This window comes from Methyloversatilis discipulorum (genome assembly GCF_000527135.1).
GTDB classification, from domain to species: domain Bacteria; phylum Pseudomonadota; class Gammaproteobacteria; order Burkholderiales; family Rhodocyclaceae; genus Methyloversatilis; species Methyloversatilis discipulorum.
The window spans coordinates 2687426-2710823 of the sequence record NZ_AZUP01000001.1; the positions used below are offsets into that span (position 1 = coordinate 2687426).

Consider the following 23398-nt stretch of genomic DNA (forward strand, 5'->3'; position numbering starts at 1 on the left):
CCGAAGCCCTTCGGAAACGACTCAGTAGTCGTCGTCGTTCGCGACTTCGTCCTCTTCGTCTTCCTCGTACTCGTCGTCGGCCTCTTCGGCGACGCGGGCTTCTAGGAAGGCCTTGAAATCGTCCGGGTCACAGAACTCGTCGATGAAATCGGCGAGGACGCTGACCACCATGTCGGGGTCCCAGTCGCACTGGTCGGCGGCGTCGTGGATCAGCTTTTCGGTGCTCATTGTCTTTCTCCCGAAGGAACACTGACGAGGGTAAGAACGGCTTTTGCAGCCTAGCACAGCCTCATTGCTTCGCCACCGTATCGGCGTTCTGGCCGAACAGCAGCTTGCGCGACTGCTCGTCCACGACCGGCTTGTCGCTGACCTGGGCGCCGCGCTCGTAGGCGCGCACGGTGGCGGTGCGGGCACGTATCGATTCGAACCAGCGCTTCAGGTGCGGGAAATCGTCCAGATCCATCTGCTGGCGCTTGTGCGGCACCACCCACGGGTAGCTCGCCATGTCGGCAATCGTGTAGTCGTCGCCGGCGATGAAGGCGCGGTTCGCCAGGTGCTTGTTCAACACGCCGTACAGACGGCCGGTTTCGTCGACGTAGCGCTTGATCGCATAGGCGATCGCTTCCGGCGCGTACTGGACGAAATGGTGGTTCTGCCCGGCCATCGGCCCGAGGCCGCCGACCTGCCAGAACAGCCATTCGAGCACCTGAACCCGGGCACGCAGATCGGCCGGCATGAATTTTCCCGTCTTTTCCGCGAGATAGATCAGGATGGCGCCGGACTCGAACACCGACAGCGGCGCGCCGCCGTCGGCCGGCGCGTGGTCGACGATGGCCGGCATCCGGTTATTCGGCGAGATGGCGAGGAATTCGGGCCGGAACTGCTCGCCGGCGCCGATATTGACCGGCACGATGCGGTGTTCGATGTTCGCTTCTTCGAGGAACATCAATACCTTGTAACCGTTCGGGGTCGGCCAGAAATGAAGATCGATCACGATGCGCTGCCTCGGAATGAATGCCGTCGCGTCCAGCCTACCCTGCCGCCGCGGTTTCTGTCTGCCCGAGCTGTAAGCCGCCGTGTCGGATGGCGCACCGCCGCCACGTACAATGTCGCTTTCTCGCAACTGCCTCGCCCATGCTCCAGCACGCCATCATCCCGGTCACCCCGTTCGCCCAGAACTGCACCCTGCTGTGGTGCGACGAAACGATGAAGGGCGCCGTCGTCGACCCGGGCGGCGATCTAGAGCGCGTGCTGGCCGAGGTGAAGCGGCACGGCATCACGCTGGAAAAGATCCTGATCACCCACGGCCACCTGGATCACGCCGGCGCGACGCAGGACCTGGCGGAGCAGTTCGGTCTGCCGATCGAAGGCCCGCATCCGGACGACAGGTTCTGGATAGACGGCTTCCCGGTGCAGGCGCAGATGTTCGGCTTTCCGCCCTGCCGCCCCTTCGTGCCGACCCGCTGGCTGGCAGACGGCGACACCGTGACGGTGGGCAAGGTAACGCTGGACGTGGTGCATTGCCCCGGCCACACGCCGGGTCACGTGGTGTTCGTCGACCGCGCCGGCCGTCTTGCCCAGGTCGGCGACGTGCTGTTCGCCGGCTCGATCGGCCGCACCGACTTTCCGCGCGGCAACCACGCCGACCTGATCCGTTCCATCCGCGAAAAGCTGTTCCCGCTTGGTGACGACATCCGCTTCATCCCCGGCCACGGCCCGATGTCCACCTTCGGCGAAGAACGCAAATACAACCCCTACGTGGGCGGAAACCACTGATATGCAACTCGAACGCATCCTGCAGAGCCAGGGCTTCGGCACCCGCCGCGAATGCCGCGCGCTGGTGCGCCTCGAACGCGTCACCGTCGGCGGTGAAATGATCGACGACCCCTTCGTCGAACTCGACCCCGAAGGTCTGGAATTCACCGTGAACGGTCAGCCCTGGCGCTATCACGAGAAGGCCTACGTGATGCTGCACAAGCCGGCCGGCTATGAGTGCTCGCAGAAGCCCAAGCACCACCCGGCGGTGTTCACGCTGCTGCCGTCACCGCTGGTGGTGCGCGCGGTGCAGTGCGTCGGACGGCTGGACGAGGACACCACCGGCCTCTTGCTGCTGACCGACGACGGCCAGTTCATCCACAAGCTCACCTCGCCCAAGCACGGCGTGCTGAAGCGCTATGTGGCGACCACCAAGCACCCCGTCGACGACGCCCAGCTCGCCGCGCTGCGCGGTGGCGTCGAACTGAACGACGCGCCCGGCGTATCGGTGGCCGCGCACGCGGTCGACCAGATCGACGCGAACCACCTGTCGATCACGATAGGCGAAGGCAAGTACCACCAAGTCAAACGCATGGTGGCTGCCGCCGGCAACCGCTGCGAGGCGCTGCACCGGGTTGCGGTCGGCAAGCTCGAACTGCCGGCCGATCTGGCGCCCGGCGAGTGGCGCTGGATCGATCCGTCGGAGGTGTGAGCGCATGGCCATCCAGACCGATTCCCTGCCCAGCGGCCCACGCATCGTGTCGGCAGCACCCGCCAGCCCGCAGGAAGACGCGCTGGAGCGCGCGCTGCGGCCGAAGCGGCTGGACGAATACATCGGCCAGCAGAAGATACGCGACCAGCTCGACATCTTCGTCGCCGCCGCGCGCGGTCGCAGCGAGCCGCTGGACCACGTGCTGCTGTTCGGCCCGCCGGGTCTGGGCAAGACGACGCTGGCGCACATCGTCGCCGCGGAGATGGGCGTCAATCTGCGCCAGACCTCGGGCCCGGTGCTGGAGCGCGCCGGCGACCTGGCGGCGATACTGAGCAACCTCGAACCGAACGACGTCCTGTTCATCGACGAAATCCATCGCCTGAGCCCGGTGGTGGAGGAAATCCTCTACCCGGCGCTGGAGGATTTCCAGATCGACATCATGATCGGCGAAGGCCCGGCCGCGCGCTCGATCAAGCTCGACCTGCCGCCCTTCACGCTGGTCGGCGCCACCACGCGCGCCGGCATGCTCACCAACCCGCTGCGCGACCGCTTCGGCATCGTCGCCCGGCTGGAATTCTATTCGGCCGACGAACTGGCGCTCATCGTGCGCCGCTCGGCGCGCCTGCTCGACTGTGTGATCGACGACGCCGGCAGCCTCGAAATCGCCCGCCGCTCGCGCGGCACGCCGCGCATCGCCAACCGGCTGCTGCGCCGCTGCCGCGACTACGCGCAGGTGAAGGCGAACGGCGAGATCACGCGCGAAGTGGCCGACGCCGCACTGATCATGCTGGACGTGGACAGCGTCGGCCTCGACCTGATGGACCGCAAGCTGCTCGAAGCGGTGATCGACAAGTTCGACGGCGGCCCGGTCGGCGTCGACAACCTCGCCGCCGCGATCGGCGAATCGCGCGACACCATCGAGGACGTGCTCGAACCCTACCTGATCCAGCAGGGCTATCTGCAGCGCACGCCGCGTGGTCGCATCGCCACCGCAGCCATCTATCGCCACCTCGGTTTCAATGCGCCGGGGCCGGCCATCGCCTCGCTGTGGGACGAACGTCCGGAGGGCTGACGCCGCTCAGCGGTCGCCGTCGGTCGCGCGTCGGCGCATCTCGTCGAGCGCGGAATCGAAGCGTGCGTCGCCGGCGCGGATATTCTCGATATAGACCTCCCACGCCTCGACGCCCTGGCGGGCGGCGATCAGTTCGCCCGGCCGCAGCGCGAACGCGCGGTCCTCGGCGCGGGTGCGCAGCTTGGGCGGCGTGAACAGCACCAGCATCTCTCCGCGCGCGAAAATTTCTTTCGCCAGCGCAACGCGCCGCGACGCGGCCGCCGGGCCGATCGAACCATTGGGCGTGGTGACGCGGCCGGTCAAGGAATCGACGCCGGTGTAGAGCGCCGGATCGCGCGGGTTCTGGCCGGCTTCGATCAGGTCGTCGATCTGCGCCATCACCTCGTCGCGCCGCTGCGGCTCTTCGAGCAGCAGCGGAAACACCGCGGCATTGAGGCGTTTCGAGTAGTCCTCGAAGTTGAGCTTCACCCGCATCGCCACCGCCTCGTCGGTCACGTTGCGGCCCAACGCGTCGAAAGCCTGTACCGCGCGCCCCACTTCCTCGATGGCCACCCGGGCCAGCAGCGCGGCACGCGCGTGGTGATGGTGACGCAGCAGCAGCGGCGCTTCGTGCAGCAGCTGGCGGGCGTTGTCGATAGCCACGTCACGGATGGTGCGCAGCAGGCGGGAACTGAGGGGGATGGTGGCGAAGGATGCGGACGACACGGCTTTGCTCCGGTTACGCAGATGGACGGACCGGCTCGTGGCCGGCAGTCGTGAATCAGCATACCCAGCACGCCGTAACGCGTCCAGATGCCGGCGTGTCTGTGCGGACGGGGTCAGCCGGCCAGCGCGCGCTCGATGAAATGGCGCGGCACGCGGGTCTTCGGCACACGGCCGCCGAACCACGCGCGCACGTCCTCGTCCAGACCGATGCCGTGCATGTAGTTGTACAGCGCCTTGTTCAGCGCCGCGCCCATCGCGTCGTGGTCGGTGCCGACCGGGTCGATGAAGCCGACGTCGTTCTTCGCGAAAGTGACCGGCGGCAGAGGCAGCAGCGTCACGCCGTAGTCCTCCGGGTTCATGCCGACCGGTGAATGCACGGTACAGGCGAAGCGATGGAAGAAGCCGCTCTGGATGCAGCCGTGCTCGAACAGCTGACGCACGTATTCCAGTGCGTCGACCGTGTCCTGCACGGTCTGTGTCGGGAAGCCGTACATCAGATAGGCGTGCACCAGGATGCCGGCGTCGGCGAAGCCGCGCGTGACACGCGCCACCTGCTCGACCGACACGCCCTTCTTCATCAGCTGCAGCAGCCGGTCGCTGGCGACCTCCAGCCCGCCGGAAATGGCGATGCAGCCGCTGTCGGCCAGTTCCAGGCACAGCTCCGGCGTGAACGACTTTTCGAAGCGGATATTGCCCCACCACGAAATGCTCACGTCGCGCCGCTTCAGTTCGGCGGCGAAGGCGCGCAGCGATTTCGGCGGCGCCGCCTCGTCGACCAGATGGAAGCCGCTCTGCCCGGTCTCGGCGACGATGGCTTCGACGCGATCGACCAGCGTGGCCGCGCTCGCCGCGTCGTAGCGCGAAATGTAGTCCAGGCTCACGTCGCAGAAGCTGCACTTCTTCCAGTAACAGCCGTGCGCCACGGTGAGCTTGTTCCAGCGCCCGTCCGACCACAGCCGGTGCATCGGATTGAGCATGTCGAGCAGCGACAGGTAGCGGTCCAGCGGCAGGCCGGCCCAGGTCGGCGTGCCGACCTCGTCGAACGGAATGTCCGGCTCGACGAAGTTCACGTACTTCACCACACCGTCCTCACGCAGGAAGGTGCGCACCAGTCGCTGTCGGGAACGGCCGCCGGCGAGGAGGTCGAGCAGCGCCAGCAGTGGCCGCTCGCCGGCGTCCAGCGTGACGTAATCGAAGAAGTCGAACACGCGCGGCTCGGCCAGCTCGCGCAGTTCGGTGTTCACGAAACCGCCGCCCAGCACGGTGACGATGGACGGATCGACCGCCCGTATCGTCTGCGCGATGCGGAAGGCCGCATACACCGCGCCAGGGAAAGGCACCGACAGCAGCACCACGCGCGGCGTGTGGCGCGCCAGCGCTTCGTGCGTCAGCCGGTCGAGCGCGCGATCGACCAGCGTGGGCGGAGCGGCCAGCGCCTGCGCCAGCGGGTCGAAGCTGGGCTGGCTCTGCGCCAGCGATTCGGCGTAGCGGACGAATTCGAAGCGCGGGTCGACGGCTTCGCGTATCGCATCGGCGACGTCGTTCAGGTAGAGCGTCGCGAAATGGCGCGCACGGTCTTGCACGCCCAGTGCGCCGAAGGCCCAGGCCAGCGGATCGCCGCCGTCCGGGTCGATGTAGGCCTCCAGCGATTCGAAGCGCGGCCCTTCGGGCAGAAAGCCGCGCGACACGATGCGGTGCGCCAGCGTCGGATCGCGCCCCTGCAGGAAAGCGAGCACCGGCGCCATGGTCGCCGCGTAGCGCGCATGCTGCGCCGCGAAACTGGCGGCGGCGCGCGGGCGCTTCTTCTGCGGCAGCGCGTCGCAGGCCTCGCGCAGCGCCACCAGACCCTCGCGCGACAGCAGGTCCAGCACCAGCGTCAGCGCCAGATCCTCCTGCACCGCATCGACGCCGCGCGAGCGCAGGAAACCGGTCAGATAGGCGGTGGACGGATAGGGCGTGTTCAGCTGCGTCATCGGCGGAATGACGGACAGCACACGGGGCGACGGGGTCGAGGAAGCGGGCGCGCTCATGGTGGATACGGCGGTGCGACAAGCCGCGCAGCGTACCCGAAGGCGCGCCGATCCGCGCAATACCTCACGACTGACCGCTCGCGGCATCGGTGACCACGCCGGGTTCCCAAATATTTACTCGGCAATTCGCTGCACACCCCTACCATCACGGCGATACGAGCGCGAAGGTCCGTCGACGCCGTACCGAGGAGAGAGGCCACGATGCCCGAATCACCCACCGAAGCTGGACCGCCGTCCGTCGCAGTGCTGATCGAGGCACTGGCGGCCGATGCCGGTGACCGCGCGGCGCTGATGCGCAGCGACGGCAGGAGCCTGTCGCGCGCCGAGCTCGCCCGACGCACCCGCCTGCTGGCGCAGCGGCTCCGCGCGCTCGCCATCACGCCGACCGACCGGGTGGCGGTGCTCGCGCCCAATGGCATCGACATGGCGCTGGCGGTGCTGGGCACAATGCGCGTCGCCGCCTGCGCACCACTCAATCCGCAGTACGGGCCGGCCGAACTGGCCTTTTACCTCGACGACCTCGCGGCACGTGCGCTGGTCGTCACCGGCGACAGCCCGGCGCTGGCGCGCGAGATCGCGGCGCAGCGCGGTCTGCCGGTGATCGAGGCGGGCGAAGCGCTGTGGGCGACCGGCGACGCGCCGCTGCCGCCGACACCGGCGGCCGACGACATCGCGCTGGTGCTGCACACCTCGGGCACCACCTCGCGTCCGAAGCAGGTTCCGCTGAGCCACGCCAACCTCGCCGCGTCGATGGCCCACATCGTCGCCGCGCTGCAACTCGGCGCTGACGACTGCGCACTGAACGCGATGCCGCTGTTCCACATCCACGGCCTGGTCGCCGGCCTGCTGGCGCCGCTGGCCGCCGGCGGCCGCACCGTATGCGCACCGGCACTGCGCCTGCCCGACTTCTTCGACTGGCTCGATGCCTGCGGCGCCACCTGGTATTCGGCGGTGCCAACCATGCACCAGGCCGTGCTCGCTGCCGCCGACGGTCGCCGGCCGCAACGCCCGCTGCGCTTCGTGCGCTCGTCGTCGGCCGCGCTGGCGCCGCCCACGCTGGCCGCACTCGAAGCGCACTTCGGCTGTCCGGTGATCGAGGCCTACGGCATGACCGAGGCGGCGCACCAGATGGCCAGCAATCCGCTGCCACCGGCCGTGCGCAAGCCCGGTTCGGTCGGCCTGCCAGCCGGCCCGGAAATCGCCGTCATCGACGCCGCCGGTGCGCCGCTGGCCGCCGGCGCGCGCGGCGAGATCGCCATCCGCGGCGCCAACGTGATGCGTGCCTACCACGCCCATCCGGAGGCCAACCGCAGCGCCTTCACCGCGGGCTGGTTCCGCACCGGCGACGAGGGCTACCTCGACGCCGACGGCTATCTGCACATCACCGGACGACTGAAGGAAATGATCAACCGCGGTGGCGAGAAGATCACGCCACGCGAAATCGACGAAGCGCTGCTGACCCACCCCGACGTCGCGCAGGCGGTCGCCTTCGCCGTGCCGCACCCGACGCTGGGCGAAGACGTCGCCGCCGCCGTCGTGCCGCGACCCGGCAGCGCCATCGGGCCGGAGGCGCTGCGCGCATTCCTGTTCGGCCGACTGGCCGACTTCAAGGTGCCGAGCGAGGTGCTGCTGCTGACCGAGATTCCGAAGGGGCCGACCGGCAAGGTGCAGCGCATCGGTCTGGCGGACAAGCTGCAGGCGCTGCGCACGCCGGACTTCGTTGCGCCACGCGACGTGGTCGAAGACATCATCGTCCAGTCCTGGCAGGAGGTGCTGGGCGGCGAAATCGGCGTGCACGACAACTTCTTCGCGCTCGGCGGCGATTCGCTGAAGGCCACGCGGGTGACCGCCCGCATCGTGTCGGTGCTGCCGGTCGAACTGCCGACCGCGCTGCTGTTCCGCCATCCGACGGTGGCGACACTCGCCGACGCGGTGCGGCAGACACTAGACCCGTCCGTGATTGCCGAGATCGAACGCATCCTCGATGAACTGGCGCCACTGCCCGCAGCCAGCGACGAACAGGATGCGCGCCCCGTCTGACCGGAATCGCCGGACCGCCGCGGTACTCGGCCGCCTGGCCGCGCTCGCGCCGGCACATCGCGACGCCGTGCGCGACGCGCTGCGGGCGCGCCGCGTGCGCGGTCACGACGCGGTCGCACAGGCGCTGGCCGCACTCGGCATCACCCATCTGTACGCAATGCCCGGCCTGCCGATCGACGAGACGATAGGCGCCTGCACCCGTGCCGGCCTGACCATCACCGTCGCCCGTCACCAGCAGGCGACGGTGATGATGGCCGCCGCCCACAACTACCTCGCCGGTCGCCTCGCCGCAGCGGCCATGGTGTCGAGCGGCGTCGCGGTGACCAATGCGATGACCGGCGTGCAGGTGGCGCAGGACAATGGCTGGCCGGTGCTGCTGCTCGCCGGAGCGGTCGAACAGGCCGCCGCCGGCATGGGCGCCTTCACCGAACTGGACGGCATGCACGCGATGCGTCCGCTGGCCAAGGACTGTCTGTGCGCGCGCACTACCGCCGACATCGGTCGCACGCTCGCCGCCGCCGCCCGCGTCGCCTGCGACGGACGACCGGGCGCCGTCCATGTCGACCTGCCGGAGGACAGCCTGAGCGGCTTCGCCGTCCCGGCGCCTGTCGACATCGGCGCACTACCCGCCGATATGCCGCTGGACACCGCTGCCCTCGATCGCGCCGCCGATCTGCTGCTCGCCGCGCGCGCACCATTGCTGGTGTTCGGCAAAGGCGTGCGCTGGGACGACGCCTACCGCCCGCTGCGCGCGCTGGTCGATCATCTGCAACTGCCCTTCGTCGCCTCGCCGATGGGCCGCGGCCTGCTGCCGGACGATCACCCGCTGTCGCGCACCGCCGATCAGGGTCGCGCGCTGGCCGCCGCCGACTGCGTGCTGCTGGTCGGCGCCCGACTGAACTGGACTTTCCGCTACGGCGCCGAGATCCAGCCCGGCACCCCCATCGTGCAGATCGACTGCAACGCGGCGGCTTTCGCCGAAGGCCCGCAGCGCGCGCTGACGTTGCACGGTCGAGCCGGTACGCTGCTGCCGGCCCTGCTCGACCGGATCCGGCAGCGCCGGCCCCTTGCTGCACCAGCGCCGGAAAGCACCCGCGGCTTCGTCGCAGCACCGCCGGCCGCGGCCACCGACCGGCCGACACCGGACGAGGTCGCCGCCGCGCTCGCCGCGGCGCTGCCCGTCGACGTGATCACCGTGCTCGACGGCAACGTGACCTTGCTGGCGGCGCAGAAACACATCGTCGCCCGCCAACCGCTGTCGCGACTGACGCCGGGCACCAGCGGCTGCATGGGCAGCGGCCTGCCGTTCGCCATCGCCGCCGCGCGTGCGGGCAATGGCCGGCCGGTCGTGCTGGTCACCGGCGACATGGCACTGGGGCTCAATTTCTTCGAACTCGAAACCGCGGTGCGGCACGGTCTGCGCCTCGTCGTCATCCTGATGAACAACGACGGTCCGTCGGGCGAGCGTCGTCAGCGCAAGGCCTTTCCGGCCGGCCACGGCGAACGGCTGCTGGCCTACCGCGAAGGTCTGCGCTACGACCTGATGGCACAGCAGCTCGGCGTGCGCATCGAGCAGGCGGACGGTCCGGCGACGCTGCCGGCGGCACTCGCGCGGGCGCTGGACAGTGCCGGACCGGCATTCATACAACTACAGGTCGATCCGCTGGCAAGCTGATCGGGAGGGGGAGCGCATGAGGATGCGTCGTGGGTGATTTCGGCAGACAGGACGCCCTGACCGGCGGGCCGCTCGCGCGGGTCGGGCGGCTGGACAGCGCGCGCTTCGAAGCCTTGCGTGCGCGCATGCAGGCGGCCTCGGCGGCGCCATCGCAGCTGCGTGCTTATCCGCGCGCAGCCGATGGCGAACCCTGTTCCTGCGAACAGGCGCGCGCCTGGTTCCTCGAACAGTGGGAAGGGTCGAGCGCGCTCTACCACGTGGTGAGTCGCTGGCGACTCGACGGCGCACTCGACGAGGCGGTGCTGCAGCAGGCGCTCGACGCGCTGGTGGCGCGGCATGAATCGCTGCGCACCGGCTTCCCGGCCATCGACGGCGAACCGGTGCAGCGCATCGCCGCACACGCGCACTGTCCGCTCGAACGGATCGCCGCCGCCGAGGCCGACGCGCACGCACAGCGCCCCTTCGATCTCGAACAGCCGCCGCTGCTGCGCGCCGCGCTGTGGCGCGCCGACGACGGCGCGACCCTGCTGCAGCTGGTGACCCATCACATCGTGTCCGACGGCTGGTCGCAGAGCGTGCTGCAACGCGAACTGGGTGCGCTGTACGCCGCCGCACTGCGCGGAGGTGACGCTGCGTTGCCACCGCTGCCGCTGCAGTACGCCGATTTCGCGCACTGGCAGCGCGCGCGTCTGCACGGCAGCGCCTACGACGCGCTGCTCGGCTACTGGCGCGACGCGCTGGCCGCACTGCCTCAGCTTGCACTGTCGACCGACCGACCGCGCCCGGCACAGCCGGACTACCGCGGCGCCACGCTGGACTTCCGTCTCGACGCCGCACTCACCGGCAAGGTGCGCACGCTCGCCCTCCGCCACGGCTGCTCGCTCTACATGGTGCTGCTGGCCGCCTTCAAGCTGCTGCTGGCGCGCTGGAGTGGTCAGGACGACGTCGTCGTCGGCACGCCGGTGGCCGGCCGCGGTCAGCCCGAGCTCGACCACCTGATCGGTTTCTTCGCCAACACGCTGGTGCTGCGCAGCCGGCTCGACCTGCAGGCCGGCGTCGCCGATCTGCTCGACCGCGTGCGCACGACCGCGCTCGGCGCCTTCGACCATGCTGCGATGCCGTTCGAGAAGCTGGTCGAAGAACTGAAGCCGCCGCGCGACCCGGGTCGCAACCCGCTGTTCCAGGTCATGTTCGCGCTGCGCAACGCGCCGCGGGCCGATCTGCGACTGCCGGGGGTCGACGTGCAGCCGCAGGCATTGCGCAGCGACATCGCCAAGTTCGACCTGACACTGGAACTGAGCGAGCGCGACGACGGCATCGACGCGCAGATCGAGTACGCCTGCGCGCTGTTCGACGCCACCACCGCGGCACGCATGGCGGACCACTACCGTCGCCTGCTCGAAAGCATGACGACGGACGACGGCCTGCCGGCGGGCCGACTGCCGATGTACGCCGACGGCGAAGTCAGTGCCGTCGACGACCCGGCGCACGTCACGCTGGCGTCGATGTTCGCGCAGCAGGTCGCGCGCACACCTGACGCCATTGCGCTGGCGTGTGGCGACGCGGTGCTCGGCTACGCCGAACTGAATGCGCGTGCCAACCGCCTCGCCCACCGGCTGCGCACGCTCGGCATCGGGCCGGACCGCTGCGTCGCGGTCTGCATGACGCGCAGCTTCGAACTGGTGATCGCGCTGGTCGCCATCCAGAAGGCGGGCGGCGCCTATCTGCCGATCGATCCTGACTACCCGGACGCGCGCATCGACTACATGCTGGACGACGCCGCTGCGGCGGTGCTGCTGACCCAGCGCGCGCTGGGTGCGCGCTTCGCCGCACGCGCTGCCACGGTGATCTGCCTCGACAGCGACGACTGCACCGACATGCCGGTGCACGACCCGGTGCCGCTGGCCGGGCCGCGCGACCTCGCCTACGTCATCTACACCTCGGGTTCGACCGGCCAGCCCAAGGGCGTGATGATCGAGCACGTGGCCATCTGCAATCACATGCACTGGATGCTCGCCACCTTCGGCTTCGACGCGTCCGACCGCGTGCTGCAGAAGACCGGCATTTCGGCCGACGCCTCGGTGTGGGAACTGCTCGCGCCGCTGTTCTGCGGCGCCTGCATGGTGCTGGCCGAGCCGGGCAGCCAACGCGATCCGGCGGCCCTGGTGCGGCAGATGCAGGCGCAGCGCATCACCGTCATGCAGGTGGTGCCCTCGCTGCTGCGCGCGCTGCTGGCCGAGCCCGGCTTCGCCGCCTGTACGGCGCTGCGGCAGATGTTCTGCGGCGGCGAAGCGCTGGAAGCGCCGGTGGTCGCCGCCTTCTTCGCGCGCAGCACGGCGCGTCTGCACAATCTGTACGGCCCGACCGAGGCGGCCATCGACGCCACCTGGTGGACCTGTGATGCCGCGCCCGGCGCGCAGGTGCCGATCGGCCGGCCGATCAGCAACATGCTGGCTTACGTGCTGGACGAAGCGATGCAGCCCGTGCCGGCAGGTGTCGCCGGCGAACTGTATCTGGGCGGCATCGGCCTCGCGCGCGCCTACCTGAGCAAGCCGGCGCTGACCGCCGAACGCTTCGTCACCGATCCCTTCGACCCGCGCGACGGTGCCCGCCTCTACCGCACCGGCGACAGCGTCATCCGGCGCGCCGACGGCGCACTGGTGTTCGTCGGCCGCGTCGATCACCAGATCAAGCTGCGCGGCTTCCGCATCGAGCCGGGCGAGATCGAAGCGGCGCTGTGCGCCGACGCGTCGGTCGATCAGGCGGTCGTCGTCGCGCGCGAGGAACGTCTGGTCGCCTACGTCACCCGCGGTGCGCAGCGACCGGACGCCGCCGCGCTGCGTCAGCGGCTGCAGCGCTCGCTGCCGGCGCATCTGGTGCCGGCGTCCATTGTCGTGCTCGACGCGCTGCCGCTGACACCGCACGGCAAGCTCGACCGTAACGCATTGCCTGCGCCCGACTCCGCCGCGATCGGTGACGACGCGCCGCGCACGCCGCTGGAGGCCGAACTGGCGGCGCTGTGGGCCGAGGTACTGAGCCTGCCCGCAGTCGGCACGCGCGACAGCTTCTTCGACCTGGGCGGCCACTCGCTGCTCGCCGCGCGACTGGCGGCGAGGCTGCGCGCCCGCTTTGGCATCGACGTGCCGCTCGGCGCCTTGCTCGACGCACCGAGCGTGCAGGCGATGGCTCGCTGGCTGGACGGCCGGACCACAGTGAAAGCGAACGACACGGCGACGCTGCACGCGCTGTTCGAAGCACAGGCCGCGCGCACACCGGACGCGGTGGCGCTGGTGCACGCGGGACGCACGCTGCGTTACGGCGAACTGAATGCGCGCGCCAACCGCATCGCGCACGCCTTGCGCCGGCGCGGCGTCGGCGCCGACACGCCGGTCGGCGTGCACTTCGAACTGTCGTGCGACCTGGTGGCCGCGGTGCTCGGCGTATTGAAGGCGGGCGGCGCCTACCTGCCACTGGACACGCGCAACCCACCGGCGCGCACGCTGTGGATGCTGGCCGACGCCGGGGCGACGGTGCTGCTCACCACGCGCACCGCGGCATTGTCGGAAGCCCCGGGCGTCACCACGCTCCAGCTCGAGGACGAAGACTGGCTGCTCGACGAGCCCATGCACGACCCTGAGCACGCCCCTGAGCACGCCCCTGAGCACGACGGCACGGCCGACACCCTGGCCTATGTGCTCTACACCTCCGGCTCGACCGGCACGCCCAAAGGCGTCATGGTCGGTCACACGGCGATCGGCAACCGCATGCGCTGGCTGGTCGGGCACTTCGGCATCGGCGCCGACGACGCCATGCTGGCGCATGCCTCGATCGGCTTCGACGTGTCCGTCGGCCAGCTGTTCGCCTGTCTGATCGCCGGCGGCCGCTGCGTGCTGGCCGGCGACGCGCTGCGCAGCGATACCGCCGCACTGGTCGAGCTGAGCCGGCATGAGCGGGTGACGCTGTGGGATTTCACACCGGCGCTGCTGCGCCTGCTGCTCGACGAACCGGCGATGCCGGAATGCCGCGCGCTGCGCCACGTTTTTTGCGGCGGCGAGGCGATGGACGCCACGCTGGCGCGCACCTTCCGCGCGCGATGCGGTGCCGCACTTCACAATATGTACGGCCCGACCGAGGCGGCCATCGACGCCACCTTCTGGACCTGCACCGACGGCGACGGCGACGGACCACCGCCGATCGGCCACCCGATCGCCAACGCGAGCGTCTGGGTGCTCGATGCGCGCATGCGTCCGCTGCCAGTCGGTGTCGAAGGCGAGCTCTACATCGGCGGTGCCGGCCTGGCCCGCGGCTACATCGGCCGCCCCGAACTGACGGCCGAACGCTTCCTGCCGCACCCTTTCGACCCGACGCCCGGTGCGCGCCTGTACCGCACCGGCGACCGTGTGCGCCGGCGCGCCGACGGCGCGCTGCTGTTCACCGGGCGTGCCGATCACCAGATCAAGCTGAATGGCGTGCGCATCGAACCAGGCGAGATCGAGGCCGCGCTGGCGGCCCTGCCCGGCGTGCGTCAGGCCGCGGTCATGGCGCTCGACAAAGGGCAGCGCCTGGTCGCCTGGGCCGGCGGCCGCGATCTGGATGCCGCCGCACTGCGCGCAGCACTCGCGCGCGTGCTGCCCGCCAGCATGCTGCCGAGCGCCATCGTCGTACTCGAACAGCTGCCGCTGACCGCCAACGGCAAGATCGATCGCGATGCGCTGCCGCCACCCGAAGACCACGCCACAGCGGGCATTCACGCCGTCGCGCGCACACCGCTGCAGCAGACGCTGGTCGAGCTGTGGGCAGACGTGCTGGGCCGGCGCAGCGTGGGTATCGACGACGACTTCTTCGCACTCGGCGGCCACTCGCTGCTGGCGACGCGTCTGGTCAGCCGGCTGCGCAAGCTGCTCGACCGGCCGCTGCCGCTGCGCGCGCTATTCGAAGCACCCACCGTGGCGGCGATGGCCGCCCGTCTCGAAGCGCTGCGCGCCGACGCCTCGCCCGCACAGATGATCGTGCAGCCGCCGACCAGCGGGCTCGAAACAGCCTGCGCACATGCGCAGGCGGGCCTGTGGTTCATCGAGCGGATGGGCACACGCGGCGGGCTTTATCACATCGTCAACCGCTGGCGCATCGCCGGCGAACTCGACGTCGATGCGCTGCAGCGGGCGCTCGACGCGCTGCTTGCCCGACAATCGGCGCTGCGCACCGGTTTCGTCGAACGCGAGGGCCGACTGCATCTGCACATCGAAGCCGACGCGCGCTGCGTCGTCGAGCGGATCGCCGCGGCAGACGCCGACGCGCACGCCGAACGCCCCTTCAACCTGGCGCAGCCGCCGCTGCTGCGCGTAGCGCTGTGGCGGGACGGCGAGGGCGCCGAGGTACTGCAGACAGTCATCCATCACATCATTTCCGACGGCTGGTCGCAGGCCGTGCTGAACCGCGAACTGGGTGCGCTGTATGCCGCGGCGCGCCACGGCGGTCACGCCACGCTGCCTGCGCTGCCGCTGCAGTACAGCGACTACGCACGCTGGCAACGCGCGCTGCTGGACGGCCCGGCCGGCGAGCGCCTGCTCGGCTACTGGCGCCAGCAGCTGGACGGCCTCGGCACGCTCGAACTGCCGACCGACCGGCCGCGGCCGAAGCACGCGGATCACCGTGGCGGCAGCGTCGACTTCGCACTCGACGCATCACTCACTGCCGCCCTGCGGGCGCTCGCGCGGCGCACCGGCTGCACGCTCTACATGGTGCTGCTGGCCGCCTTCCAGCTGCTGCTCGCACGCTGGAGCGGACAGGACGACATCGCCGTCGGCACGCCGGTCGCCGGCCGCGCCCAGCCCGAACTCGACCACCTGATCGGCTTCTTCACCGACACGCTGGTGCTGCGTACCCGCATCGATGTCGACGCCGATGTGCGCGCACTGCTGGAGCAGGTCAGGGCGACCTCGCTCGGCGCCTTCGAGCACGCCGAACTGCCCTTCGACCGTCTGGTCGAGGCGCTGCGACCGCAGCGCGAAGGCGGCCGCAATCCACTGTTCCAGGTCATGTTCGTGCTGCAGAACGCGCCGGCCGAAACGCTGACGCTGGCCGGCGCCTCGACCCATACGCTGCCGGCGGCACGGCCGGTGGCGAAGTTCGACCTGACGCTGGATCTGACAGAAACCGCTGACGGTCTCGCCGCGCAATTCGCCTACGCGACGGCGCTGTTCGATCGCGGCACGCTGGAGCGCATGGCCGGTCATTACCGCCAGCTGCTCACCGCCATGGTGGCCGACGAATGCAGCGCCGTCGGCCGCCTGCCACTGCTGACGCCGGCCGAACGCCAGAGCCTGATGGTCGACCGTAACGACACCGCCACCGACTACCCGGCGGAGGCCACGCTGGCGTCGCTGTTCGAAGCCCGCGTCAGGCTGGCGCCAGACGCGCCGGCGCTGATCAGTGGCGAACAGGTGCTGAGCTACGGCGAACTGAACGCGCGCGCCAACCGGCTCGCCCACCGGCTGCGCGCGCTCGGCGTCGGGCCGGACTGTTGCGTCGGTCTGTGCATGGCGCGCAGCATCGATCTGGTGGTCGGCGCGCTGGCCATCGTCAAGGCGGGCGGCGCCTACGTGCCGCTGGACCCGGCCTGGCCCGCGGCGCGCATCGCCCGACTGCTGGGCGACACACAGTCCGCCTGGGTGGTCGCCGGGCGCGAGGGCGGCGTGCCCCTCAATGGCCTGGCGGTGCAGGTGCTGCACGCCGACGACGCGACATTGCAGGCCGAACCGGCCTCCGATCCGCCGCCGCTGGGCAACAGTCGCAGCCTGGCCTACGTCATCTACACCTCCGGTTCGACGGGCCAGCCCAAGGGCGTCATGGTCGAACAGCGCAGCGTCGCGCGGCTCGTGTTCGGTTGCGACTACGCGCACTTCGGCCCGGACGAAACCTTCCTGCTGCTGGCGCCGATGGCCTTCGATGCATCGACCTTCGAACTGTGGGGCGCGCTGCTGCATGGCGCGCGCTGCGTCATCCATCCGGAGGCAGCGGCGACGGCCGCCGGTCTCGAAGCGACGATCGAACGGCACGGCGTCAGCACGCTGTGGCTTACCGCGGCGCTGTTCAACGCGGTGATCGACGAACGGCCGACGGCGCTGCGCGGATTGCGCCAGCTGCTGACCGGCGGCGAGGCGCTGTCGCTGCCGCACGTGAAACGCGCGCTGGCCGCCCTGCCGGGCGTCGCGCTGATCAACGGCTACGGGCCGACCGAAAGCACCACCTTCACCTGCTGCCAGCGCATTCCGAACCCGCTGCCGGAAGACTGGGCCACCATTCCGATCGGCCGGCCGATCGCCAACACCACGGTCTACATCCTCGACGCGCGGGGCCAGCCTGTACCGGACGGCCTAGAAGGCGAGCTGTATATCGGCGGCGCCGGTCTCGCCCGCGGCTACATCGGCGCGCCCACGCTGAGCGCCGAGCGCTTCGTCGCGCCCGCCTTCGCGGATTGCCCGGACGCACGCCTGTACCGCACTGGCGACCGCGTGCGCTGGCGCCACGATGGCAGCATCGCCTTTGTCGGCCGCACCGACCAGCAGATCAAGCTGCGCGGTTTCCGCATCGAACCGGGCGAGATCGAAGCCGCGCTCGCCGCCCTGCCCGGCGTGAATCAGGCCGCCGTCATGTTGCGCACCGCAGCCGACGGCGAGCGCCGCCTGTTCGCCTGGGCGAGCGGAGAGCGCTTGGACGGCGCTGCGCTGCGCGTACAGCTCGCGCAGACGCTGCCGGAATTCATGCTGCCGTCCGCCGTGATCGCGCTCGAACGCATGCCGGTAACCGCCAACGGCAAGCTCGATCGCGCCGCGCTGCCCGCGCCCGACGCGGTCACTGCGCCACGCACAAAGCGGGCGCCCACCGACGCGGCCGAACGCCACCTGCTGGCGATCTGGGAATCGCTGTTCGGCCGCGACGGGCTGTCGACAGACGACGACTTCTTCGCCATCGGCGGCCATTCGCTGCTGGCGGTGCGCCTGGTGGACGCGATCGAACGCACCTTCGGCGTACGCCTGCCGCTGGATACGTTCTGGTTCCGCGGCAACACCATCCGCGACGTCGCCGGCCTGCTGCGCGGCGCCGGCACACCGCTGCGCTGGCCGCTGCTGGTGCCGATCCGGCCTGGCAGCGCACGCCGTCCGCTGTTCTGCGTGCATACGATAGGCGGCAATCTGTTCCACTACTACGAACTGGCGAAGGCACTGCCGGACGGACAACCGGTAATGGGACTGAACGCGGTCGGTGTCGGCGGCGCCGAGCCGGCGCGCAGCCGTATCGCCGACATCGCCGCCGACTGCGTCAGTGCGATGCGCTGCGCGCAGCCGGCGGGTCCATACCGCCTGCTCGGCTTCTCCAGCGGCGGAACCGTCGCCTACGAAATGGCGCAGCAACTGCGCGCCGCCGGCGAGCAGGTCGACTTCCTCGGCCTGCTCGACACCTGGGCGCCGGGCACCTACCTGCGCGCGCCGGACGGGAGTCTGATCGATCGCCTCATGGCGCCGCTGCGTCCCTACACCGACCGGCGACGCCTGCAGCACCTGGTCTGTTCGCTCACCGGTCTGTCGCCGCGCCGCTTTCCCGACGCGGCGTCGGCACACTGGTGGGCGCACTGGAGCTACCGGCCGACCACCTATCCGGGCCGCGTCGACCTGTACGTCGCCGACGCGTCGCGGCTGGAGGCGAGCGCACCCTGTCTCGGCTGGTCGAGCCGCGTCGCCGGGCCGCTGGTACAGCACCCGGTGGAAGGCAGCCACGGTCTGATGGTGAAGCCGCCGCGCGTGCACGAAATCGCACAGATGCTGCAGCGAAGACTGGATGAACTCGATGCCGCCGGCGACTGAGAGCGCACCCGCACTGGCGGCCGGAGAAGTCCACCTGTGGCTGGCGCGGGTAGACGACGCACCGCCGACCGACACCCTCGCCAGCTGGCTGGACGAGAGCGAGCGCGCCCGCCTCGTCCGCCTGCAGCGCGCGGAGGATCGCGCACTGTTCGCACTCGCACACGCAGCGCTGCGCGACGTGCTGGCACGCAGCCTGGGCATCGCCGCGCGCAGCGTGCAGATCGACCACGACGCGCACGGCAAGCCACGACTCGCGCCCGGCCACGCCTGCGACCTGCGCTTCAATCTCGCGCACGCCGGCCGGGCGGTGCTGATCGGCATCGCCCGTGACCGCGAACTCGGCGTCGACATCGAAGCCGTGATCGCGCACGACGACCTGCGCGCGGTGGCGGAGCAGGTCTACTCGGCCGACGAAAGGGCGGCACTCGACGCCTGTCCGACAGCCGCACGCACCGATCTTTTCTACACGCTGTGGACGCGCAAGGAAGCCTGCCTGAAAGCCTGGGGCTGCGGCCTCGACGGCCCGCTGCAGCAGTTCAGCGTGCACATGGCCGCACACGACGACGTCGCCGCTCCGGCCGGCACTTCCTTACCTTCGCTGCACTGCCGCGACCTGCCGGCACCGCCGGGCCACGTCGCAGCAATCGCCGTCAGCGGCGGGCCGACAACGGCGGTGTGCAGGCGTTGGCACGTGTAGGGCGCGGCTCCCGGCGTCGCGGCAAGGGTCGCTCTCACAGGAGGAGGCGCGTGACCGGCGACTGGAGCCCGGGCCCGGGATCTGTGGGAGGGGTCTTCTGACCCCGACAGCAGCATGAATCGACGCCTGCGGACTGCAGCGGCCCCGTCGCGGTCAGAAGACCGCTCCCACAGCGGTGGTGCGCCCAAGCCACGGCCGGAGCCTGGACCGGGGTTTTGTGGGAGGGGTCTTCTAACCCCGACGGCGGCATGAATCGAAGCCGGCGGAGCCCTGCTCGGCTCGCCAGTCATGCAGGCACTCAGCGAATCGCGGCTGCAATCTCCGCCGCCAGCGCATCGGCCAGTCGGCCGTGCGCCTCGACCAGCGCTTCGTAGGTCGGCGCGCTGACCGGCTCGCTGCGGCTGAAGCGGCCGCTGCCGATATCGGCGCCGTCGCGACGGACGGCCCACACGGCTTCCAGTGTGACCGACGAGAAGCCGTCGGCATCGAGGCGCAGCACATCGATCGGCACCGCCAGATCGGGCCGGGTGACGCTGTTCTGCGGGGCAGCCACGACGCGCGCCAGACCGCGTTCACGCGCGATCGACGCAGCGATCCGGCGCGCCAGTTCGGCTTTCAGCGAGCCGGCCCAGCGGTGACCCTGTGCCGGCTCGGCGCGCGAACCGGCGACTCGCTGCACGATCTGCAGGCGGTCCACCGCTTCCGGCAGACTGACCGGGCCGACGACGACAGTCGGTGAAGGCGCACCGGCTGCGACCGGCGCTTGTCCGGTGGTCAGCGTGTAGTGACGCACGGTGGGCGAACTGCCGCAGCCACCAAGCAGCAGTGCGACGATGGCGACCGGAATCAGACGAAGACGGCTCACGGTTTCTCCTCGGGCTTGCCGCGCAGCAGCGCTTCCGGATTGCGTTCCAGCATGTCGGTGAGGTGGCGCAGCGACTGTGCGGCGCGCGACAGTTCCTGCAGGCTGTCGCGCAGGTCCTGTTGCAGCGGCGCGTCGCTGGCCAGCAGGCGGCGGCCGTCGGCGACGGCGGCGCGCGCCTCGGCCATGGTCTGCTGCGTTTCGGCGACGGCGGCGCGCACTTCGTTCGATGCCAGTCCGTCCAGTCGCTGCATCAGCGCCTCGGTGCGCTCGACCGCGCTGGCCAGGCCGGCGATGGCACGGCGCGTTTCGGCGGCGATGTCGTCCAGCGGCAGGCGATCAAGCTTGGCAGCGATGCGGCTCAGCGTCGCCTGCAGCTCGTCCAGGCTGCCGCGCTGCGTTGGCAGCTGTGGCGGCTGCCCGGCCCAGTCGATCTTCGCCGTGCCGGCGTTGGGGAAGAAGTCCATCGCCACGTAAAGCTGACCGGTAACCAGATTGCCGTTGCGCAACTGGGCGCGCAGGCCACGCTTGATCAGGCGGTCGACGAAGGCGCGGAAATCGGCTTCGCTCATGTCCTGCGTCGCGTCCCTGCGCGACTGCATGCGCTCCGGGAACACCGCGATGTCGACCTGCAGGCCGACGTCGGCGGCGTCGACATCGACGTCGGGCGAAATCGAGATCACCTCGCCGATCTGGATGCCGCGGAAGTCGACCGGCGCGCCGACCGACAGGCCACGCAAGGTTTCGGTGAAGCGCAGCTGCCAGATCTGCGCGTTCGAACTGGGCTGCTTGAGCGCCTCGGCGCGGGTCGGGAACAGACGGAAGTCCTGGCCCGCGGGCGCTGCCTCGGTGTCGCCGCCGGGCGGCGTTTCGAAAGCGAGGCCGCCAGCCAGTATCGCGGTCGCCGATTCGGTGTTGAGCTGCAGACCTTCGGCACCTAACTTGAGGTCGATGCCGCTGGCGTTCCAGAAGCGCGTGTCTATCGTGACGAAGCGGTCGTAGGGCGCCTTGATGAACACCTGGATATCGAGGTGCTGGCCGGCGTCGTCAAGCTTGAAGGCGGTGACCTGCCCGGCCTGGATACGCCGGAAATAGACCGGCGTACCGACGTCGATCGAACCCAGCGTGTCGGCGTGCAGCGCGAAGCTGCGGCCGGGCACGCCGAGCGACACCACGGGTGCGTCCTCCAGACCGACGAAGTCGCGGCGCGCCTCGCTCGACTTGCCGGCGTCCATGCCGACATAGGTGCCTGACAGCAGCGTATCGAGCCCCGACACCGCGCTGCCCGACACCTTGGCGCTGACCACCCAGAAGCGGGTGTCCTCGACCAGCAGCGGCGCGGCCTCGCGCGCCATCTGCGCGGTGGCGACGACATGACTGCCGTCCTTGGCCAGCCGCACGGTGCTGATCTGCCCGACGTCGACGTCCTTGTACTTGATGCGCGTCTTGCCCGGCTCGAGGCCGGCGCCGGTGCGGAACTGCAGCGTCACCACCGGCCCCTGCTCGTACCAGGTGCGGCCGGCAAGGAAGAGCCCGATCAGCGCGGCAACAATGGGGATGACCCATACCAGCGGGATGCGGAAGCGGCGCGGCGGGTCGACCACTGCGGTGGGCAGCGCGGGCGGAGTCGGGTCAGACATGGGTGGCAGGTTTCCCGGATTCGGTAAGGGGGTCCCAGATCAGGCGCGGGTCGAAGCTCATCGCTGCGAACATCGTCAGCACGACGACGGCGCCGAAGGCGATCGCCGCCGGCCCGGCCTCGATGGTGGCCAGGCCGCGGAAATTGACCAGCGCCACCAGTATGGTGATGACGTAGATGTCGAGCATGGACCAGCGGCCGACGAATTCGACGATGCGGTAGAGCCGCGTGCGCTGCATGACGCTGCGGCGCGAACGGCGCTGCACCGTCACGGTGAGCCAGGCGAGCGCGATGATCTTCAGCAGCGGCACCATGATGCTGGCGAAGAACACCACCGCCGCCAGCGGCCACGAACCGCTCTGCCACAGGAACACGACGCCGCTCATGATCGTATCCTGCTGTCGACCGAGCAGCGACGAGGTGGTCATCATCGGCAGCAGGTTGGCCGGCACGAACAGCACGGCGGCGGCGATGATGAGTGCCCAGGTGGTCGATACGCTGGCCGGCTTGCGCAGGTGCATCGGCGCCCGGCAGCGCGGGCAGCGCAGCAGTGCCGCGCGATCGGCCGGAATGTGCGCAAGCTGGCCGCACACATGGCAGCTCATCAGCCCGGCTTCGCGTGCGGTCAGGTGGCGCTTCATGCGTTGGCGCCCTCGGGCGGCACCTGCCACAGCAGCCGCGTGTCGAAGGCGCGCCCGGCCAGCGTCAGCGCGACGATCAGCGTCGCCATCGCCCAGAAGGCGGTGCCGAGCAGCACGGTCGCCATGTGCGACAGCTTCACCAGCGACACCAGCATGCCGAGCAGGAACACCTCGACCATGCCCCAGGGCTGCACCGAACGCACCAGCCGGAAGAAGGGCGCCAGCCGCGGCGACACGCGGCCCAGACGCAGCGGCAGCAGCACCATCAGGATCATCAGCAGTTCGAGCAGCGGGAACAGCAGCGCGGTACCGAACACCAGCGCGGCGACCGGCGTCATGCCGTCCTGCCACAGCACCTGCACCGCGCCGATCAGTGTCACCTCGACGCGCCGGCCCTGCAGTTCGAGGCCGACCAGCGGATAGACGTTGGCGATCACGTACAGGATGGCGGCGGTCAGGGTCAGCGCCAGCGTGCGGTCCAGGCTGTCCGGCGGATTGCGCGCGAGGAAGGCACCGCAGCGCACGCAGCGCGCCGTCTGCCCGGGCGCCAGTTCGGGCTCGGTCTGCAGCAGATCGCACTCGTGGCAGGCGATGGTCTGGGCAGGCAGCGTGGGATGCGCGTGGGACATGGGCATTACCTTGGAATCAGCGGCGATTGTGCGGGCCGCTGCTCCCCCACGCAACGTGGCCGCTGCCGGTGCGCCTG

General features: G+C 70.0%; 15 protein-coding genes. 7 read left to right on the forward strand and 8 right to left on the reverse strand.

Annotation, left to right across the window (positions count from 1 at the left end; translation table 11 throughout):
* Nucleotides 1-21: 21 nt before the first annotated feature.
* Together METFAM1_RS0112550 and METFAM1_RS0112555 are read right to left on the reverse strand one after the other, a co-directional pair.
* The gene (locus METFAM1_RS0112550; RefSeq protein WP_019915645.1) at nt 22-228 is read right to left on the reverse strand and encodes a hypothetical protein; all 207 of its coding nucleotides are present in this window, start codon (nt 226-228) and stop codon (nt 22-24) included.
* A 61-nt stretch (nt 229-289) separates the two neighbouring features.
* A complete protein-coding gene (locus tag METFAM1_RS0112555; protein WP_019915646.1) occupies nt 290-994 on the reverse strand; it encodes a glutathione binding-like protein in 705 nt (234 codons plus the stop codon).
* Nucleotides 995-1134: 140 nt separating this feature from the next.
* Between METFAM1_RS0112555 and METFAM1_RS0112560 the strand changes: the two genes are divergently transcribed.
* The 3 genes from METFAM1_RS0112560 to ruvB are packed head-to-tail and all read left to right on the forward strand — an operon-like array spanning nt 1135 to nt 3539.
* The gene (locus tag METFAM1_RS0112560; RefSeq protein WP_019915647.1) at nt 1135-1776 is read left to right on the forward strand and encodes an MBL fold metallo-hydrolase; all 642 of its coding nucleotides are present in this window, start codon (nt 1135-1137) and stop codon (nt 1774-1776) included.
* A gap of 1 nt (nt 1777) precedes the next feature.
* On the forward strand, nt 1778-2467 hold the full coding sequence (locus METFAM1_RS0112565) for a pseudouridine synthase (protein WP_019915648.1): 690 nt from the start codon (nt 1778-1780) through the stop codon (nt 2465-2467).
* 4 nt (nt 2468-2471) lie between these two features.
* Nucleotides 2472-3539: a Holliday junction branch migration DNA helicase RuvB gene (ruvB, locus tag METFAM1_RS0112570; protein WP_019915649.1), complete on the forward strand. Its 1068-nt coding sequence runs from the start codon at nt 2472-2474 to the stop codon at nt 3537-3539.
* 6 nt (nt 3540-3545) lie between these two features.
* Here ruvB and METFAM1_RS0112575 read toward each other — a convergent pair whose 3' ends face one another.
* Together METFAM1_RS0112575 and METFAM1_RS0112580 are read right to left on the reverse strand one after the other, a co-directional pair.
* On the reverse strand, nt 3546-4244 hold the full coding sequence (locus METFAM1_RS0112575; RefSeq protein ID WP_019915650.1) for an AbiV family abortive infection protein: 699 nt from the start codon (nt 4242-4244) through the stop codon (nt 3546-3548).
* Nucleotides 4245-4357: 113 nt separating this feature from the next.
* On the reverse strand, nt 4358-6238 hold the full coding sequence (locus METFAM1_RS0112580; protein ID WP_019915651.1) for a B12-binding domain-containing radical SAM protein: 1881 nt from the start codon (nt 6236-6238) through the stop codon (nt 4358-4360).
* Between the two features lie 237 nt (nt 6239-6475).
* On the opposite strand from METFAM1_RS0112580, the gene METFAM1_RS0112585 reads away from it, so the two are divergent.
* Genes METFAM1_RS0112585 through METFAM1_RS0112600 form a run of 4 tightly spaced genes read left to right on the forward strand, consistent with a single transcriptional unit; the run spans nt 6476 to nt 19550 of the window.
* Nucleotides 6476-8314: a non-ribosomal peptide synthetase gene (locus METFAM1_RS0112585; RefSeq protein WP_024300677.1), complete on the forward strand. Its 1839-nt coding sequence runs from the start codon at nt 6476-6478 to the stop codon at nt 8312-8314.
* Nucleotides 8298-9989 (forward strand): thiamine pyrophosphate-binding protein, encoded by a 1692-nt coding sequence (locus METFAM1_RS0112590; RefSeq protein WP_019915653.1) that lies wholly within the window; start codon nt 8298-8300, stop codon nt 9987-9989. The genes METFAM1_RS0112585 and METFAM1_RS0112590 overlap by 17 nt, the downstream gene beginning before the upstream one ends.
* Before the next feature lie 29 nt (nt 9990-10018).
* Nucleotides 10019-18853, forward strand: coding sequence for a non-ribosomal peptide synthetase (locus tag METFAM1_RS0112595; RefSeq protein WP_019915654.1), 8835 nt, complete (start codon nt 10019-10021; stop codon nt 18851-18853).
* Nucleotides 18828-19550: a 4'-phosphopantetheinyl transferase family protein gene (locus METFAM1_RS0112600; protein WP_232419753.1), complete on the forward strand. Its 723-nt coding sequence runs from the start codon at nt 18828-18830 to the stop codon at nt 19548-19550. Before METFAM1_RS0112595 ends, METFAM1_RS0112600 begins: the two co-directional genes overlap by 26 nt.
* Nucleotides 19551-19848: 298 nt before the next feature.
* Here METFAM1_RS0112600 and METFAM1_RS0112605 read toward each other — a convergent pair whose 3' ends face one another.
* The 4 genes from METFAM1_RS0112605 to METFAM1_RS0112620 are packed head-to-tail and all read right to left on the reverse strand — an operon-like array spanning nt 19849 to nt 23321.
* Complete coding sequence (locus METFAM1_RS0112605) at nt 19849-20415, reverse strand: PqiC family protein (protein ID WP_019915657.1); 567 nt, start codon at nt 20413-20415, stop codon at nt 19849-19851.
* Nucleotides 20412-22052 (reverse strand): PqiB family protein, encoded by a 1641-nt coding sequence (locus tag METFAM1_RS0112610; protein WP_019915658.1) that lies wholly within the window; start codon nt 22050-22052, stop codon nt 20412-20414. The genes METFAM1_RS0112605 and METFAM1_RS0112610 overlap by 4 nt, the downstream gene beginning before the upstream one ends.
* Entirely contained in the window at nt 22045-22692 is a 648-nt protein-coding gene (locus METFAM1_RS0112615; RefSeq protein WP_019915659.1) for a paraquat-inducible protein A, read from the reverse strand. Before METFAM1_RS0112615 ends, METFAM1_RS0112610 begins: the two co-directional genes overlap by 8 nt.
* A complete protein-coding gene (locus METFAM1_RS0112620) occupies nt 22689-23321 on the reverse strand; it encodes a paraquat-inducible protein A (RefSeq protein WP_019915660.1) in 633 nt (210 codons plus the stop codon). Before METFAM1_RS0112620 ends, METFAM1_RS0112615 begins: the two co-directional genes overlap by 4 nt.
* Nucleotides 23322-23398 lie beyond the last annotated feature (77 nt).

Coding starts and splice junctions, on each gene's coding strand:
- METFAM1_RS0112550 (WP_019915645.1), bottom strand. CDS start 228: ATGAGCACCGAAAAGCTGATCCACGACGCCGCCGACCAGTGCGACTGG.
- METFAM1_RS0112560 (WP_019915647.1), top strand. CDS start 1,135: ATGCTCCAGCACGCCATCATCCCGGTCACCCCGTTCGCCCAGAACTGC.
- METFAM1_RS0112565 (WP_019915648.1), top strand. CDS start 1,778: ATGCAACTCGAACGCATCCTGCAGAGCCAGGGCTTCGGCACCCGCCGC.
- ruvB (WP_019915649.1), top strand. CDS start 2,472: ATGGCCATCCAGACCGATTCCCTGCCCAGCGGCCCACGCATCGTGTCG.
- METFAM1_RS0112585 (WP_024300677.1), top strand. CDS start 6,476: ATGCCCGAATCACCCACCGAAGCTGGACCGCCGTCCGTCGCAGTGCTG.
- METFAM1_RS0112590 (WP_019915653.1), top strand. CDS start 8,298: ATGCGCGCCCCGTCTGACCGGAATCGCCGGACCGCCGCGGTACTCGGC.
- METFAM1_RS0112600 (WP_232419753.1), top strand. CDS start 18,828: ATGAACTCGATGCCGCCGGCGACTGAGAGCGCACCCGCACTGGCGGCC.
- METFAM1_RS0112610 (WP_019915658.1), bottom strand. CDS start 22,052: ATGTCTGACCCGACTCCGCCCGCGCTGCCCACCGCAGTGGTCGACCCG.
- METFAM1_RS0112615 (WP_019915659.1), bottom strand. CDS start 22,692: ATGAAGCGCCACCTGACCGCACGCGAAGCCGGGCTGATGAGCTGCCAT.
- METFAM1_RS0112620 (WP_019915660.1), bottom strand. CDS start 23,321: ATGTCCCACGCGCATCCCACGCTGCCTGCCCAGACCATCGCCTGCCAC.